Raw genomic sequence first — 14375 nt, 5'->3', positions numbered from 1 at the left:
GCCGCAGGTGGCCCGGCCAGGCCGGCCCTGATCACTAACGGCGGACCGCCGGGCTGGCGAGGCGGGTGAGGATCTCGGCCTTGGCGCGCAGCTCGGCGTACTCGGCGGCCGGGTCGGAGCTCCAGGTGATGCCGCCGCCGGCGCCGTAGGTCGCGAGGCCGGCGGCCCGGTCGATGAGGGCGGTACGGATGGGGACGCTGAAGCGCGCCTCGAACGGGGCCGCACCCGGTGGCGCGACCATGCCGATCGCGCCGCAGTAGACGCCGCGGGGGCCGTCCTCCAGGTCGCGGATCAGTTCCATGGTGCGCACCTTGGGCGCGCCGGTTACCGAGCCACAGGGGAACAGCGCGCGGAACACGTCGGTGAGCCCGGCGTCAGGGCGCAGCACCGCGGAGACGCCCGAGGTCAGCTGGTGCACGGTCTCGTAGCGTTCCGCGCGGCACAGCGAGGTGACCCGGACGCTGCCGGTCGTCGCGACCCGGGCGAGGTCGTTGCGAACCAGGTCGACGATCATGATGTTCTCAGCGCGTTCCTTCTCGCTGGCGCGTAACGCGGCCACCATCGCGGCGTCCTGGGCGGGGGTGTCCCCCCGGCGCGCGGTGCCCTTCATCGGCCGCATCCGCACGGCGCGGCCGCTCGTCTCGAAGAACAGCTCCGGGCTGGCGCTCGCGACGGCGAAGCGGCCGAGATCGAGATATGCGTTGTAGGAGCCGCGTTGACCGAGCGCGAGGTCGGCGTACAGGGCGCGGTCGTCGCCCTCGGTCTCGGCGGTCAGCCGAGTGGTCAGGTTGCACTGGTAGGTCTCGCCGGCGGCGATGGCACGGCGCACGGCCGCGACCCGCGCGGTGTGCGCGTCCTCGTCCCACGCGGCGGCCCACTCGCCGACCCGGTAGGAGGCGGGGTCGCTCTCGCGCACCGTGGGGACCAACCGCGGCGGAGGGCAGACGCCGAACCAGGCCAGCGGCAGCCCGGGCAGCGGCGCGTCGACGGCGAGCGTGGCGTCGAGCCCCGCCGCCGCCTCGTAGGCGACGTAGCCGTAGGCCCACCAGCCGCCGGCGGCGGCCGCCTCGACGTCGGCGAGCAGCCCGGCGACGTCGCCGGGGCTCGCCGCCTCCAGGGTGGAGGCTGTCCGGGAGAACTCCCAGGCCACACCGGCGCGCAGATCGTCGAACCTGGCGTAACCGGACGACATCGTCTCTCCTGCGTCCCGCGTCCTGTGCTCTCTGCCCCGCGTTCTGGTCCTCGGTTCTGGTCCTCGGTTCTGGTCCCGCGTGCTCAGAAGGTACGAGGTCCAGGCTAAGGACCCGTCGCGCCACCTGGCGCGGCCGGATGACGCGTTCTCTCTCACCATCGCCACCACGCCCGACCACCGTCGGACGACGCCGCCCCGTTTGGGCCAGTTCGGGCCGTCTGATCACCGGGACGAACCTGACGGGCCTGGTCGTCGACGGCGGCGCCCAGCCGACCGGATGAGCGGAAAAGGACAGCGACCAGGATCATCGGCGGCGTCGCCGCCTCGCACACGCCGACCATCGGTTTCGCCTACGGCGCGTGGGAAGGCCGGCCCGACCCGGCCGCCGAGGCCTACCGGGATCTGTGCCGCGACCTCATCGCCGTCGAGAACACCGAGCTCAACCGGCTGTACGACGCGGGCGAGATCAGCGACGCCGCCCGCCGCGGCGTCAGCGCGACCTCGACCTGGAGGACACCGGCCTCGGCGACGGCTGACCGCGGCCGGGGCGGCCTACGAGGCCCGGCGAGCGGACAGCGCGGCGCGCAGCATCGGGATCTGCAGCGGCATGCGGGCCCAGGCCAGCGCGGCCAGCGCGACGTCACGCGGCTGGCCGCCGCTCCGGCGGACCCGGGCCGTGGCGTCCAGCGCCATCTGCAGGTTGCCCGGCCACACGCCCACGAGCACGGCGGCGCTGGCGGGTCCCGCCCAGGGGGCCTTCGCCAGCAGCCCGGCCGCGCAGACCAGTTCGGCGACGCCGCTGACGTAGACGATCTCGCGAGGACGCGGCAGCGCCCGCGGTATCAGGGGCTCGAAGAAGGAGGGGCGCGCCAGGTGAACCATTCCGCTGACCAGGAACGCCCCGGTCACCACCCGGGGGCTCGGTCGGGTGAACCGCTTGCGATCCATGGGCATATCGAACCATCACGAGCGGCCGCACGCTCCCGACCGCTCCGCCGCCTACGTGGGGACGCCGCTGGCCGTATGCGGCTACTGACACCGGACTCGACGGCTTCCCGGCCCTGCCGACGGCGCCTCACCCGCTTTGGCCCTCAGGTGGGGGCGGGCGCGGGGACGCGGTCGAGGAAGCCGATGACGGAGCGGATGCGGCCGTCGGGGTCGAGGGTGAGCACATCGAAGCCGGCGACGGGCGCCGAGCCGTCCGCGGCGACCAGCTCCCAGCCGAAGCGGGCGACGTCGTGGTGGCCGTCGACGGTGCCGGACAAGCGGAACCGGTGTCCTGGGAACTGCGCCTGGACGGCGCCGATGAGACCGAAGATCTCCTGATGGCCGGTGACGCTCGCGAGTGGGTCGGTGTAACCGCCGTCCTCGGCCCACGCCGCGGCGACGGCCGCCGCGGTTCCCGACGGCTCGGCCGCGTTCCAGGCGGCGAGGTATCGCTCGACGGCTGTCTCGTGCACACTCATGGCGGTCTCCTCGCGGCTTCCAGGAAATGCCACCGGAAATCTCCCGGGTTCCTGGCCGGACGTTCCGGCATGGCAACCATGTCGCGGTTCGGGAAACGGGTCGATTACCGCACGGGTAATGGCCAGGGCCGGAGCCGGGAGCGTGGGCGGTCGGACGGGCCCGCCGCCGGATCACCCTGGCTCGCCAGGGATCGCGCAGTGGGGTCGCCGGGCGTCGTCGTGGGCGGGTGGCGAGGCCGCTGAGCGTCGCGGCGGGCGCGGGCGGATTGGCCGTGATCGGGATCGGGTGTGACGTCACCGACTACAGATGGTCGCCCATCAGGATCGCGCGCATACGGAGCATCACCACCGAGCGGTTGCGCCGCTGCTCGCCGAGAACACGCCGGCGATACCAGACGGTTCCTCGTCTCCCGAAGGTGCCATCAGACGCCCGTAAACCTCGATTGTCCGCCAGGTTGATGCCGATGCCTCCCAATGCACCGGGCGGAGGCGGTACTCTCCCGCTTCACACCTTGCCTTCCAGGGTGTTCGGGGCTACGCACGAAACGAGGGCACCACCGTGTTCCAAATCATCTGGATCGTGATCTCCGGTCTGATCATCGGCGCTCTGGCGCGCGCGGTGCTGCGCGGGCGGCAGCAGCTGCCGCTCTGGCTGACCATCGTCGCCGGCATCATCGGCGCGCTGATCGGCAACGTCATCGCCAGTGCCGCCGGCGTCCGGCACACCGGCGGCGTCGACTGGGTCCGTCACGTCCTCCAGATCGCCGTGGCGGCCGGCGCGATCGTCATCCTGCAGCCCATCTGGAGGTCCCGCTCCAGCCGCAGGTAGCCGACCTGGGAAACCGGTCGAGGAACGGGCATTGATCGGGCGGTGATCGACACCAGGAACCGGCCGGGAACCGTTGGTCGCCCGAGAACCGTTGGCCGCCGTGGCGGCGTCCTCCCCTGAGGAGGACGCCGCTGTCGTGTCTACGGCCGGGGACGCGCGCCGTTCGCATCCGGATTCCGGCGGCGGAACCTCGGCTTACGCGTCCGCCCAGTCGGGGCTGTCGATGCCGTGGACGGGCGACTCGAGACCATGGTCGGGCCAGGCGACGATCCCGTCGCCGGTGACGAACCGGCAGACACAGCCCGCTATCCGCCACCCGTCGGCGGTCCGGACCAGCTCGTCGCGGTAGAAGGTATGGCGCAGCGCGCCGTTGTGCCGATTGACGAACAAGGCGTTGCGCGTGGTGCGTATCCGATCCGGCCCGTCGGCCTCGATGACCGGCGGCCCGGCCATGTGCAGACCGCGCTGGGTCCCCTTGAACAGCCGGCGCAGGTCGTTGTGGCCGCGGTATGTACGCCCGTCCACGTCGTAGACGGCGTCCGGCGTGAACAGGCCCACCCAGCCCTCGACGTCCACGATGTCGAGCAACACGCAGTAACGCGCGAGCAGGCCGGTGATGGCCAGCTGGTCCGCCGCTAACGGCTCCTCAGGAGAGTCCGCCACATTCGCTCCCGTCCACGAGGTGTCGCCGGCGCGCCGACACTCCACCCATCTGTGAGCTGCGTCACGTCAGTGTAGACCGCCTGGTACCCCTCGCCCCGCCTTTCCACGCCGAAACCTCATACGGGTGGCCGGCCTCGGGCTGTCGTGGCCGGCCTACCGCGGGCCGCCGAGCGGGGCGGAGGGAGTGAAGCGGACGGGCATGGACTCGATGCCGGAGACGAAGTTGGCGGCGCGGCGGGGCAGGGGGGCGGGAGCGGCGAGCTCCTGGTCGGGCAGCCGGGCGAGCAGGCGGGTGAACATGGTCGTCAGCTCATGGCGGGCAAGCTGGTTGCCGAGGCAGAAGTGCGTGCCGAAACCGAACGCCAGGTGGTCGTTCGACGCGCGGGTGACGTCGAAACGCTCCGGATCCTCGAAGATCCTGTCGTCGAAGTTGGCCGACTCGTAGAGCAGCAGCATCTGCTGGCCGGCCTTGAGCTCGGCGCCGTACCAGGTCTCGTCGGCGACGACGGTGCGGCACATGTTCTTCACTGGCGAGACCCAGCGCAGCATCTCCTCGACCGCGGCCGGGATCCGCTCCGGTTCGGCGGCGAGCAGGTCCCGCTGGTCGGGATGCAGCAGCAGGGCCTCCATCCCACCGGAGAGCACGTGGCGGGTGGTCTCGTCGCCGCCGATGAGGATCAGCAGCGACTCGCTGTAGACCTCCTGGTCGTCCAGCCGGTCGCCGTCGATCTCGGCGTGCACCAGGACGCTGACCAGGTCGTCCGTCGGCTCGGTCCTGCGCTGGTGGACGACGCGGGTGATGTGCTCGGTCCAGCCGGCGAACGCCTCCCCCGACCGGGTGAGCTGCTCGGCGGACACGTGGGCGTCGAGCGCGCTCAGCATGTCGTCCGACCAGCGCAGCAGTGTCGCCCGGTCCTCGGGAGCGACACCGAGCATGTCGCCGATCACGATCATCGGCAGCGGGGCGGCGAGGTCGCGGACGAAGTCGCACTCCCCCGCCTCGCAGACCTGGTCGATCAGCAGGTCGCAGACCCCGGTGAGATAGTCGTGCCGCGAGCCGACCCGGCGCGGGGTGAAGCCCTTGTTCACCAGCTTGCGGCGCTTGGTGTGCTCCGGGTCGTCCATGTCGATCATGTGCGGGATGGCGCCGGTGCGCGGCCGGGAGCCGCCCGCGCTGGAGAACCGGCGCGGGTTCCTCTCGGCCTCCAGCACGGCCGCGTAGCTGGCCACCCCCCACAGGCCGCTGTGCTCGTCGAAGAAGACCGGCTCGTTGGCCCGTAACCAGGCGTACACGGCATGCGGGTCGCCGTGGTCGCCGGCGTAGAAATGGCCGTCGAGCAGGTTGAGGTCGGGCCGCACGGCCGGAGCTGTCATCGGGCGCCCTTCGGGTTCGGGCCGAATCGGGCGCCGCGCGCCCGACGGCCAGGCAGGTGGGGAGCGGTCAGGCCAGGCAGGTGGGAGTGGTCAGGCCAGGCCGGTGGCGTCGAAGACCCAGGACAGGTCGCCGGCGGCCATGCTCTCCTGCCAGCCGGGCGGTGCCGCCGCCATCAGCGTGTTCAGGTCCCAGTAGTCACGCCAGAGGACGATCAGGCCGTCGACGACCCGCTGGATGGACACGAACGGCAGGGTGACCTTCTCGCCGGTCGGCCAGCCCCAGTGCTCCTCGTGCTCGGTGACGACGAGGTCCCCCTCGGCCACGACCCGGGAGTCGCCATGGCTGTACTCGGACAGCCCGGCCAGTGCCAGCCTGAGCCGGGCCGCGATGCTCTCCGGACCGCGCGCCGCCGCCGCGGGCGTCGTCGGCACGTCGTAGTAGATCGACTCGGGCCCGAAAAAGCTCTGGATACGCGGCCAGTCCCGCGCGTACAACGCATCCCAGAACGCCGCCGCGACCTCCCGAGGAGCCGCCGTCACGACACCCGCCGCCGAGTCGCCCATTCCGTCTCCCTATGGCTCAATGCCGGCCTCCGGCCGCGTGAGGCTCGCCGTCATCACGCCGCCTTTGGCCTCCGGCTCGATGAGGGCTTCCGGCCGCGCGCCGCACAGCCGTCGTCGCACGGCCCTCGACCGGACAACCTGATGTGGGCCTCCGGCCTCGCGACCGGCACGGCCCCAGCTCACGGTCCTGACGCAGGCTGCGCGCGCCGCGACATGGGCGTTCAACGGACGACCCCGACCAGACCTGACGGCCCGTCAGTTTTCAGAAGCTAACATCCCAGCCGACGCGGCGCATGCGGTCGCGGCATGCGGGGCGCGCCGGGCCGGTTTGCGCCCCAGCCGCCTGTCTCGACTTTGTCTATTTTATACATCTTTATACATCGTTGGCCCGGCGATGAACACATCTCGGCGCCTCCGGAGCACCGAAGGTCACCGGCCGGGCAGGTGTGTCGGGCCTCCGCGAGGCCAACGAGGCGGCCGCGCGAAGCCGCCCGAACTTCCTATGCCATCCGGCTTATGCCATCCGGTCCGAGATGGGCGCGTCGGTGGTGTCGGCGGCCACGGGCTCGGCGGCGGTGGACGCGCGGCGGCGCTTGACGTGGCGGGCGGCGAGGACGATCAGGATGACCGCGACTATCCCGGCGATGATGTAGGACGGGCCGTGGAAGGCGTTGGCGATCTTCTCCCAGTGGTCGCCGACGGCGTAGCCGGCGATGCCGAGAACGGCGGTCCACGGGATGCAGCCCAGGGTCGTGTAGACGCCGAAGCGAAGCGGGGGCATCGCCGCGATGCCGGCCGGCAGGGAGATGAAGGTGCGGATGACCGGCAGCAGGCGGCCGACCAGTACCGAGACCGCGCCGCGCCGCTCGAACCACCGCTCGGCCTTGTCCAGGTCGTGCTCACGCAGGAAGACGTAACGGCCGAAGCGGCGGATCACGGCCGGGCCACCGTAGCGGCCGACCCCCCAGGCGACGTAGCTGCCGACGACGTTGCCGACGACGCCCGCGACGATGACCAGCACCAGGCTGGGGTGCGAGCCCTCGATCGCCCCGGCCGCCAGCGCGCCGCCCATCAGCATGATCACCTCGGAGGGGATCGGGATGCAGGCGGACTCGAGGGCCATCAGCAGGAACACCGCGAGGACCCCGTGGCTGGCGATGAAGTGTTGCACCGGCGTTTTGGCCTCTCCGCAGAGCAGTGGTCGAGAACTGGCGTCGCCGCCCGCGGGCCGGGGCAGCACGGGCCGGAGCCCACGGGGCCGAGGCAGGCCTCGCCGACGAGCGGGCAGCGGACCGCGAACGGGGTCAGCGTACGGGTCTCGAAACAACAAACGAGAAACCGGGTGGACAGGGCGGCGGCGGCGAGCCCGGGACGCCGCCGGGCCCCGGGCACCGGGCACCGGGCACCCGCCGGGCCGGCGCCTCGAAGCCGCCGCCGCCGGATCCTAGGATCGCCGCATGGAGCGACGAGTTCTGGGACGGACAGGGCGGCCGGTGTCGGTCGTCGGGCTGGGCACCTGGCAGCTGGGAGCCGACTGGGGCAACGTCGACGAGGCCGCGGCGATCGACGTGCTGGCGGCGGCGACCGAGGCCGGCGTCACCCTGTTCGACACCGCTGACGTCTACGGCGACGGGCGCAGCGAACAGCTCATCGGCCGGTTCCTGCGGGAGCATCCCGGCTCGGGGGTCACGGTGGCCACGAAGATGGGCCGCCGGGTCGCGCAGGTGCCGGAGAACTACGTGCTCGCGAACTTCCGCGAGTGGAACGACCGGTCCCGGCGCAACCTCGGCGTCGACCGGCTCGACCTGGTCCAGCTGCACTGCCCGCCGACCTCGGTGATCATCGGGGCCGAGGTGTACGACGCGCTCGACACGATGGTCGACGAAGGGCGCATCGCGAACTACGGCGTCAGCGTCGAGACGGTCGAGGAGGGGCTCGCCGCGCTGCGCCGGCCGGGTGTGGCCAGCGTCCAGATCATCCTCAACGCCTTCCGGCAGAAGCCGCTGGAGGCGTTCCTGCCCGCGGCGCTCGCCGCGGGCGTCGGCGTGCTCGCCCGCGTCCCGCTCGCCTCCGGCCTGCTGTCCGGGCGTTACGACGAGAACACCGTCTTCGACCCGTCCGACCACCGCGCCTTCAACCGGCACGGCGAGGCGTTCGACGTCGGCGAGACGTTCGCCGGCGTGGACTACAAGGCCGGCGTCGAGGCGGCGCGTGAGTTCGCGGCGCTGTCCGACCACCCGGCCCGCCTGGCGCTGCGCTGGGTGATCGACCAGCCGGGCGTCACCACCGTCATCCCCGGCGCCCGCAACCGGGCGCAGGTCACGGACAACGTCGCGGCCGCCGCCGCCCCGCCGCTCGGCACCGCTACGGCCGCCTCCATCCGTGACCTCTACGACCGCCGCATCCGCGCCCTCGTCCACCACCGCTGGTAGCCCTTGCGCGAATGCCGGTGCCGGTGCCGGCGCGAGACCAGCGGGCGGGCTTCCCGCTCGGATCGGTCGCCAGGGGGCGCCAGGCCGGGCGCCCGGCGCTGGTACGCCAGGTGCCCGGTGCGCCGTTCAGGTGGGGCCGACCGGCCACGGGTCAGTCAGATGACACGCGTCATGGGGCAGGGCGCTTCTCGACCGAGCCGGAACCAACGGAACCCTGAGCGGAGCGCGCACGCGCGGAACCGTGAGCGGAGCGCGCACGCGCGCGCGCCGACGCGTGGCCGCCGCGGCCCGCTGCCCGGCGGCCGCGAGCGTGGCGGCCGCTGGCGCGACGGCTGCGGACGCGAAGGCCGCCGCCGGGGCCGGGTACTGGCCTTTTTGGGCGGAAGCGTCGGGGTCCGGTGCGGCATTATGCAGTGCCATGAGCGCCGAGACCATCGAGCACCGTCCGAACGGATGGGAGCTTCGTCGCGAGCGCGTCGCCCGGCAGCTGGAACGCACCGCGCTGACGCTCTTCGCGAACGAGGCGCCGCAGGACGTGACGGTCGAGCGGATCGCCGCGGCCGCCGGGATCTCGATGCGCACGTTCTTCCGGTACTTCGCGAGCCGCGACGAGGTGCTCGCCTCGCTCCCGCGCAGCCTGATCGAACTGCTGTGCGCCCGGGTCCGCGCCCGCCCGCCGCACGAGTCCCTGGTCGAGGCGTTCTCGGCCGCCGTCCGGGAGACGAACCACGAACACGAGGGGGACCGTGAGCTGCTGCTCTCCTGGGGCCTCGCGGTGCACCGCTCGCCGGAGACCGTGATGCTGGCGCTCGCCCGCGGCGCCGTCAGCACCGCGGCGGCGTTCCAGGCGGCGGTCACCGCGCGCCTCGGCGTCGGGGCCGACGACCCCCGCGCCGGTGCCTACGCCGGCGCCCTGTCTGGCGTCGTCAGCTACGCCTTCGAGCGCTGGGTCGCCCACGGCGGTACCGACTCCCTGTCCGTGACCCTCCTGGACGCCCTCGCCACCCTCCCTGACCTGCACTGACCACCGCCGCCCCGGCGTGGAAGACGCGGCCAAGTTGGGCGGTCGTGGGAACAGAGGATCGGGTCATCCCGCCGGGTACGCAGCGCACGATGGCCGAGCGCGCAGGCGCCACGATCACCGAAGTGGCCGGCTCGCACGTCTCGATGGTGTCGCATCCACAGGTCGCTATCGACGCGATCTTGGCCGCGGTTGCCTCCATCGGAGAGTAACCACCCGCGGACCTGCTCCAGGTCCGACCAGTACATCGCGACTATGTCGCGATGTACTGGTCGGCTGGCAACTCGACGGACCTCTTCTCCGCCAGATCGTTCGGAACGACCGCCCTGAAGCTGCGCTCAGCGGCCTGTTCGGGCGCTTCCGGCGACCTCGGTCCCACTACCATCCGTGACGTTGACCAGGTGCGTCCCTCCGGCGGAACCTGTCAGCCCAACTGTGCCTCGGTCCGGCTGGTAGTTGGTTGTCACGGGCAGGCTGCGAGCAGGGCGTCGCTTACCTGGCTTTGATGGGGTGAGCCTTCGATGCTGGCGGTGAGTTGGTTGGTCAGGTAGGCGAACACGAGGTCGCGGGCGGGGTCGGCCCAGCCGATGCAGCAGTTGGAGCCGTTGTGGCCGAAGGTGTCCGGGTTGCTGCGTGAGCCCATCGGCTGCGGGCGGGCCGCGCCGGGCGCTGGGCCGCCGAGCTGGAGACCCTGCGACCAGCGGATCGGCCTGTGCAGGAACTGGTCGATCTGGCCATCGGAGGAAGGCTGGCGAGCGGTCGCGATAGCGGCGGGGGTGAGCACGCGGACGCCGTCGAGTTCGCCGCCGCGGATGAGCATCTGGTAGAAGCGGGCGAGGTCCCGGGCAGTGCTGGAGATCGTGGCGGCAGGGATGACCGCCTGCCGGACGTGGCGACGGTTGAACAGGAGCTGCCTTCCGCCGGGGCCGGCCGCGCGCACGGGGACGTGCCGCTGCCACAGCGGGGCGGGCAGCCCAAGATGGGTGTCAGCCAACCCGTACGGGTCAAGCAGTTCCGTGCGTAGCACGGAGCGCAACTCTGCTCCGGTGACCCGTTGCACGAGCTCGCCGAGGATGAATCCGTAACTGAGGATGTGGTAGGCGGGAACCTGTCCGGGTGGGAAGGCAGGCCGGGCGCGTTCGACCGCCCGCACCGAGCGGTGCCAGCTGGTGGCCGACAGGGCGTCGGCCACCAGGTTGCGTGCCACCGGTATGCCGGAGCGGTGCTGCAGCACATGCCTTACCGTGATCGCCTGCTTGCCGTTGTGGCCGAATTCCGGCCAGTACTGCGCGACCGGGTCGTCCAGATTGACCAGGCCACGGTCGGCAAGCAGGTGCACCAGCATGGCCGTGAACGGCTTCCCAGCGGAGAACAGCAAGAACAACGCGTCCGGCCGGCAGCCGAACGACTGGTCGAGGATCACCCGCCCGTTCCTGATGACGCACAGCTGCGCCGCCGCGCCACGAGCCCGGACCAGGCTGATGACGTCGTCCAGAGACGCGGGGATGGCGCTGCCGCGTTCGGCTCGAGGTCGCATCGCCCCGCTCGGCGAGGAGCGTCTCGACATCCCGGCAGTGTAGAGCGAACCGCCACCACCATGGGCCGTCAGCGCCATGCCGGGCACATGGTGCGACGGACGCTGACGCCCCTATGTTGTTCTCCCACCCAACGCAGACGGTAGGAAACCTGAAAATCATCCCCGCGGCGCGGCACACCGAGATGGAAATGTCTACGGACGTCTTCCATCGACCCCTTGATCAACATGTCGGTCAGCGCGGTCGCATCCCAGAGGTCAACGCTGATACCGGGATGCTCGGACCGCTTCTCCGCCCGCCTTGCGTCCCAGCACTGGGACGCGTTGACCGTCAGCTTCACCCCCAGCCCGTCTCTTCGGGCGACTCCCGCCGGAATGCGTCAGATACGGCTGGTAGCTGGAGGAGCCTGGGGCAATGCCGATGTAGGTCCGGCCGACGCGGCTGGCAGCGAGGCGCGTCGTGGAAGTGCCAGCGAGCGGGTCAAGGACCACGCCGCCGGGCGGACGACCCGCCGCGATCGCGCGGGCGTCCTTCCGTGACCGACGATGATCACGTCGTGCCCAGGGTGGGCAAGGCGGGCAACGCACCGCCGCGCCATCTCGGAGCGGGCGGTGTAATGGGCACGAACCGGCCATGATGTCCGTCCGTTGCGCTGATCCGGTCGGCGCGCTGCCGTAGGCAGCCCGAGGGAGGTTGAGTGCGGATCGCGAGCTACAACGTCGAGAACCTGTTCAATCGGGCCAGGGTACTGGAGCAGCCATCCTGGTCGGCCGGTCGGCCGGCGTTGGAGGCGTACGAGCAGATCTGCAAGCTGTTGGAGGAGCCGGAGTACACGGCCGAGATCAAGGCCGGCATTTTGCGGTTGCTGCGTCGGCTCGGTCTGTCCGGTAGTGACAGCGCGCGGTTTGCTCGGCTGCGACAGAATCGTGGCCGGCTGCTGAAGCGGTCGCGCGACGGCCGGGTCACGATTGTCGCCGGCGGCCGCGGTGACTGGATCGGCTGGGTCGAGTTGACCACCGACCGGGTCGACGAGCAGGCGATGCTGAACACTTCCCGGGTGATTCACGACGTGGCCGCTGACATCCTCGGCGTGATCGAAGCAGAGAACCGGATCGCGCTCAAACGGTTCACGGACGCGAGCCTGCTTGTTGCCGGCCGGCCCAGGTACCCGCAGGTGATGGTGGTCGACGGCAATGACGAGCGGGGCATCAACGTCGGGATTTTGGCTACCGCGGAGTATCCATTAGTAGGGCAGCACAGTCATGTCGACGACGTCGACCCGGCGGGGCGGATCTTCAGTCGGGACTGTCCGGAGTATCACTTCCGCGCGCCGGCCGGGCAGCGGCTGGCAGTGCTGGTCAACCACCTCAAGAGCAAGGGGTACGGCGGCAAGGTCGCCTCCGACGCCCTCCGCCGCCGGCAGGCCCAGCGGATCGCGGAGATCTACCGCGACCTGGTCGCCGACGGCTTACCCGACGTGGCGGTGGTCGGGGACCTCAACGACACACCGGACAGCGACTCGCTGACGCCGCTGCTGCGGAACACCGACCTGCGCGACATCTCCTCGCATCCCGCCTTCGACGACGGCGGCAGACCCGGCACCTACGGCTACTGCACCGCCCGGAACAAGATTGACTATGTCCTGCTTTCCCCGACCTTGTACGCGAGGGCGACCGGCGGCGGCATCTTCCGCAAAGGCGTATGGGGCGGTCGGCGGGGCACGCTCTGGCCGATTTACGACACGATGACCAAAGAGGTGCACGCCGGCTCCGACCACGCCGCCGTCTACGCAGACATCGATCTTTCCAGCTGACCCGCCGCCGTGGCCGCCAACCGTGGCCGACGTTCTGAAGCGGTCCACCTTGCAGGCCGTCCCCGGGTCTCGTCGACTCCAGGCGCTCTCACTGCGCGGAGCGACCGACAGCGGGCGGCGTCGACCCGCCACCTTGTGAGTGCCTTCCGAACCCGGCCTACCGCCAGGATCAAGAGCCCTGGCAATGCACACCAAGTTCACTCTCGGTAACCTTACCGCCAGCTACGGTTCGCTCAATATCTGTACGCATTGTAATGATGCCTGGTGAGACTGGGTTCGTGGCTGACTATGATCTCACTCGGCTGGGCGCGGCCGAATTCGAGCACATGGCGCAGGCGCTGGCTGCCCGGCTGCTGCCCGGCATCCGGATCCACGGCGCGGGTCGGGATGGGGGCCGGGAGGCGACGACCGGGCAGCGCCTGACGCTGCCTGACGGGACGCAGTGGTCGGGATACACGGTCGTCCAGGCCAAGTTCCGCGCGCGGCCCCGGCGGCCCGCCGACAACGCGATCTGGCTGCGCAACCGCGTAGGACGTCGGCGCAAGGGAACCGGCCCTCTCCTCAGTGGTCAGCGCCGTCGGCGCATGCGGCCAGGTGGTCGTCGAGACGTGCAACCAGGACCCGCAGTTGCCGTGCGCCCAGGCGGCGCGCGGTGCGCCGTGCCCGGGCGCGCAGGCGTTCGTCGTCCAACCATCGCCTCACCCAGCGGACAAGGCCCTGGGCGTCGTCGACGGCGCGGGCGATGATGTCCACCGGTTGCTGGACCGCGGCGAGGATTTCGCGCGCCAGCACGTAGGGCGCCAGCAGGACGGCGGTGACCAGACCGTCGTCGACGCGCAGCCACCCGATCCAGAAGAAGAGCAGGACGGCCGCCAGCGCACTGGCGCCGACAATCACGAGTGGGCAGCGGTCAGTCGGGGGTAGCAGGGTCGAGGCCAGCAGCAGCAGGCCGGCGAACAGGAACGTGAGGGCGGCCAAGCCCCACCAGGCCCAGGTCCCCTCCCGATCGCCGGGGGCGCGGTGCTGCCTGCGCCGGGGTGTCCGACGCACGCGGGGTCCGCGCCGCTCGACCGCCACCGGATCCGTCAATCGCAGGAGCCGCTCGGCGAGGTACCAGGACAGGACGGAAAGGCGTGCCGGGTCGAGGCCCCGGACGGCCGCGTCGAATCTGCCTCGGACGAGACGGTCCTCGTCGGGTGACAGCAATGGGGAGTCGTCCACCGTGGCCTCCGCCACGTTCAGTCTGCTGCTGGTCATGCCCGGGACCAGGGACGTGTCTGGCGTGCCGCGCGCCGGCGGGGACGGCCTGGGCACACGTCGCGTGCGCTGTGTACGCCAACCTCCAGGCCGCGCCGATCGATCTCGCGCCAAGTAACGATGTATGCGCTAAAGGTGACTCAGACCCAGGATGGCCCGGGCGGGCAGCGATCGACGCCGAGAGCTGGCCAAAGCCCACATCGACACGACACCGGCCCGACGGCCACAC

General features: G+C 71.1%; 15 protein-coding genes. 5 read left to right on the top strand and 10 right to left on the bottom strand.

All coding sequences use genetic code 11. The features are described from left to right. Positions 1-34: 34 nt before the first annotated feature. The 3 genes from pabB to QOZ89_RS21440 form a co-directional block, all read right to left on the bottom strand. Positions 35-1192, bottom strand: a complete 1158-nt coding sequence (pabB, locus tag QOZ89_RS21450) for an aminodeoxychorismate synthase component I (RefSeq protein ID WP_071052009.1) — start codon at positions 1190-1192, stop codon at positions 35-37. Positions 1193-1744: 552 nt separating this feature from the next. Beyond that, positions 1745-2140: a DoxX family protein gene (locus QOZ89_RS21445; protein ID WP_071052010.1), complete on the bottom strand. Its 396-nt coding sequence runs from the start codon at positions 2138-2140 to the stop codon at positions 1745-1747. Between the two features lie 143 nt (positions 2141-2283). Then, complete coding sequence (locus QOZ89_RS21440; RefSeq protein WP_071052011.1) at positions 2284-2658, bottom strand: nuclear transport factor 2 family protein; 375 nt, start codon at positions 2656-2658, stop codon at positions 2284-2286. A 559-nt stretch (positions 2659-3217) separates the two neighbouring features. On the opposite strand from QOZ89_RS21440, the gene QOZ89_RS21435 reads away from it, so the two are divergent. Further along, on the top strand, positions 3218-3487 hold the full coding sequence (locus tag QOZ89_RS21435; protein WP_071052012.1) for a GlsB/YeaQ/YmgE family stress response membrane protein: 270 nt from the start codon (positions 3218-3220) through the stop codon (positions 3485-3487). A gap of 195 nt (positions 3488-3682) precedes the next feature. Here QOZ89_RS21435 and QOZ89_RS21430 read toward each other — a convergent pair whose 3' ends face one another. The 4 genes from QOZ89_RS21430 to QOZ89_RS21415 form a co-directional block, all read right to left on the bottom strand. Then, positions 3683-4150, bottom strand: a complete 468-nt coding sequence (locus tag QOZ89_RS21430; protein ID WP_071052013.1) for a nuclear transport factor 2 family protein — start codon at positions 4148-4150, stop codon at positions 3683-3685. 153 nt (positions 4151-4303) lie between these two features. Further along, positions 4304-5524 (bottom strand): cytochrome P450, encoded by a 1221-nt coding sequence (locus QOZ89_RS21425; protein ID WP_071052014.1) that lies wholly within the window; start codon positions 5522-5524, stop codon positions 4304-4306. Between the two features lie 90 nt (positions 5525-5614). Further along, positions 5615-6088: a nuclear transport factor 2 family protein gene (locus QOZ89_RS21420; RefSeq protein WP_071052015.1), complete on the bottom strand. Its 474-nt coding sequence runs from the start codon at positions 6086-6088 to the stop codon at positions 5615-5617. 514 nt (positions 6089-6602) lie between these two features. After that, positions 6603-7259, bottom strand: a complete 657-nt coding sequence (locus QOZ89_RS21415) for a DedA family protein (protein WP_071052016.1) — start codon at positions 7257-7259, stop codon at positions 6603-6605. Between the two features lie 286 nt (positions 7260-7545). Here QOZ89_RS21415 and QOZ89_RS21410 point away from each other — a divergent pair, with 286 nt between their 5' ends. From QOZ89_RS21410 to QOZ89_RS47455, 3 genes are all read left to right on the top strand, one after another. Beyond that, positions 7546-8520, top strand: a complete 975-nt coding sequence (locus QOZ89_RS21410) for an aldo/keto reductase (protein WP_071052017.1) — start codon at positions 7546-7548, stop codon at positions 8518-8520. A gap of 418 nt (positions 8521-8938) precedes the next feature. Beyond that, complete coding sequence (locus tag QOZ89_RS21405) at positions 8939-9544, top strand: TetR family transcriptional regulator (protein ID WP_071052018.1); 606 nt, start codon at positions 8939-8941, stop codon at positions 9542-9544. Next, entirely contained in the window at positions 9541-9753 is a 213-nt protein-coding gene (locus QOZ89_RS47455; RefSeq protein ID WP_349308062.1) for an alpha/beta fold hydrolase, read from the top strand. The genes QOZ89_RS21405 and QOZ89_RS47455 overlap by 4 nt, the downstream gene beginning before the upstream one ends. A gap of 251 nt (positions 9754-10004) precedes the next feature. Here the strand turns inward: QOZ89_RS47455 and QOZ89_RS21400 are convergent, their stop codons facing one another. Next, positions 10005-11078, bottom strand: coding sequence for a serine hydrolase domain-containing protein (locus QOZ89_RS21400; protein WP_071052019.1), 1074 nt, complete (start codon positions 11076-11078; stop codon positions 10005-10007). A 255-nt stretch (positions 11079-11333) separates the two neighbouring features. Then, the gene (locus QOZ89_RS21395; protein WP_312624788.1) at positions 11334-11711 is read right to left on the bottom strand and encodes a DNA methyltransferase; all 378 of its coding nucleotides are present in this window, start codon (positions 11709-11711) and stop codon (positions 11334-11336) included. A 62-nt stretch (positions 11712-11773) separates the two neighbouring features. On the opposite strand from QOZ89_RS21395, the gene QOZ89_RS21390 reads away from it, so the two are divergent. Then, positions 11774-12889: an endonuclease/exonuclease/phosphatase family protein gene (locus QOZ89_RS21390; protein ID WP_312624786.1), complete on the top strand. Its 1116-nt coding sequence runs from the start codon at positions 11774-11776 to the stop codon at positions 12887-12889. Positions 12890-13450: 561 nt separating this feature from the next. Here QOZ89_RS21390 and QOZ89_RS21385 read toward each other — a convergent pair. Next, the gene (locus QOZ89_RS21385) at positions 13451-14146 is read right to left on the bottom strand and encodes a hypothetical protein (protein WP_312624784.1); all 696 of its coding nucleotides are present in this window, start codon (positions 14144-14146) and stop codon (positions 13451-13453) included. Positions 14147-14375 lie beyond the last annotated feature (229 nt).

The sequence above is a fragment of the Pseudofrankia coriaricola genome, from assembly GCF_032027725.1.
GTDB lineage: Bacteria > Actinomycetota > Actinomycetes > Frankiales > Frankiaceae > Pseudofrankia.
This window is presented reverse-complemented; position numbering and strand designations above follow the sequence as displayed.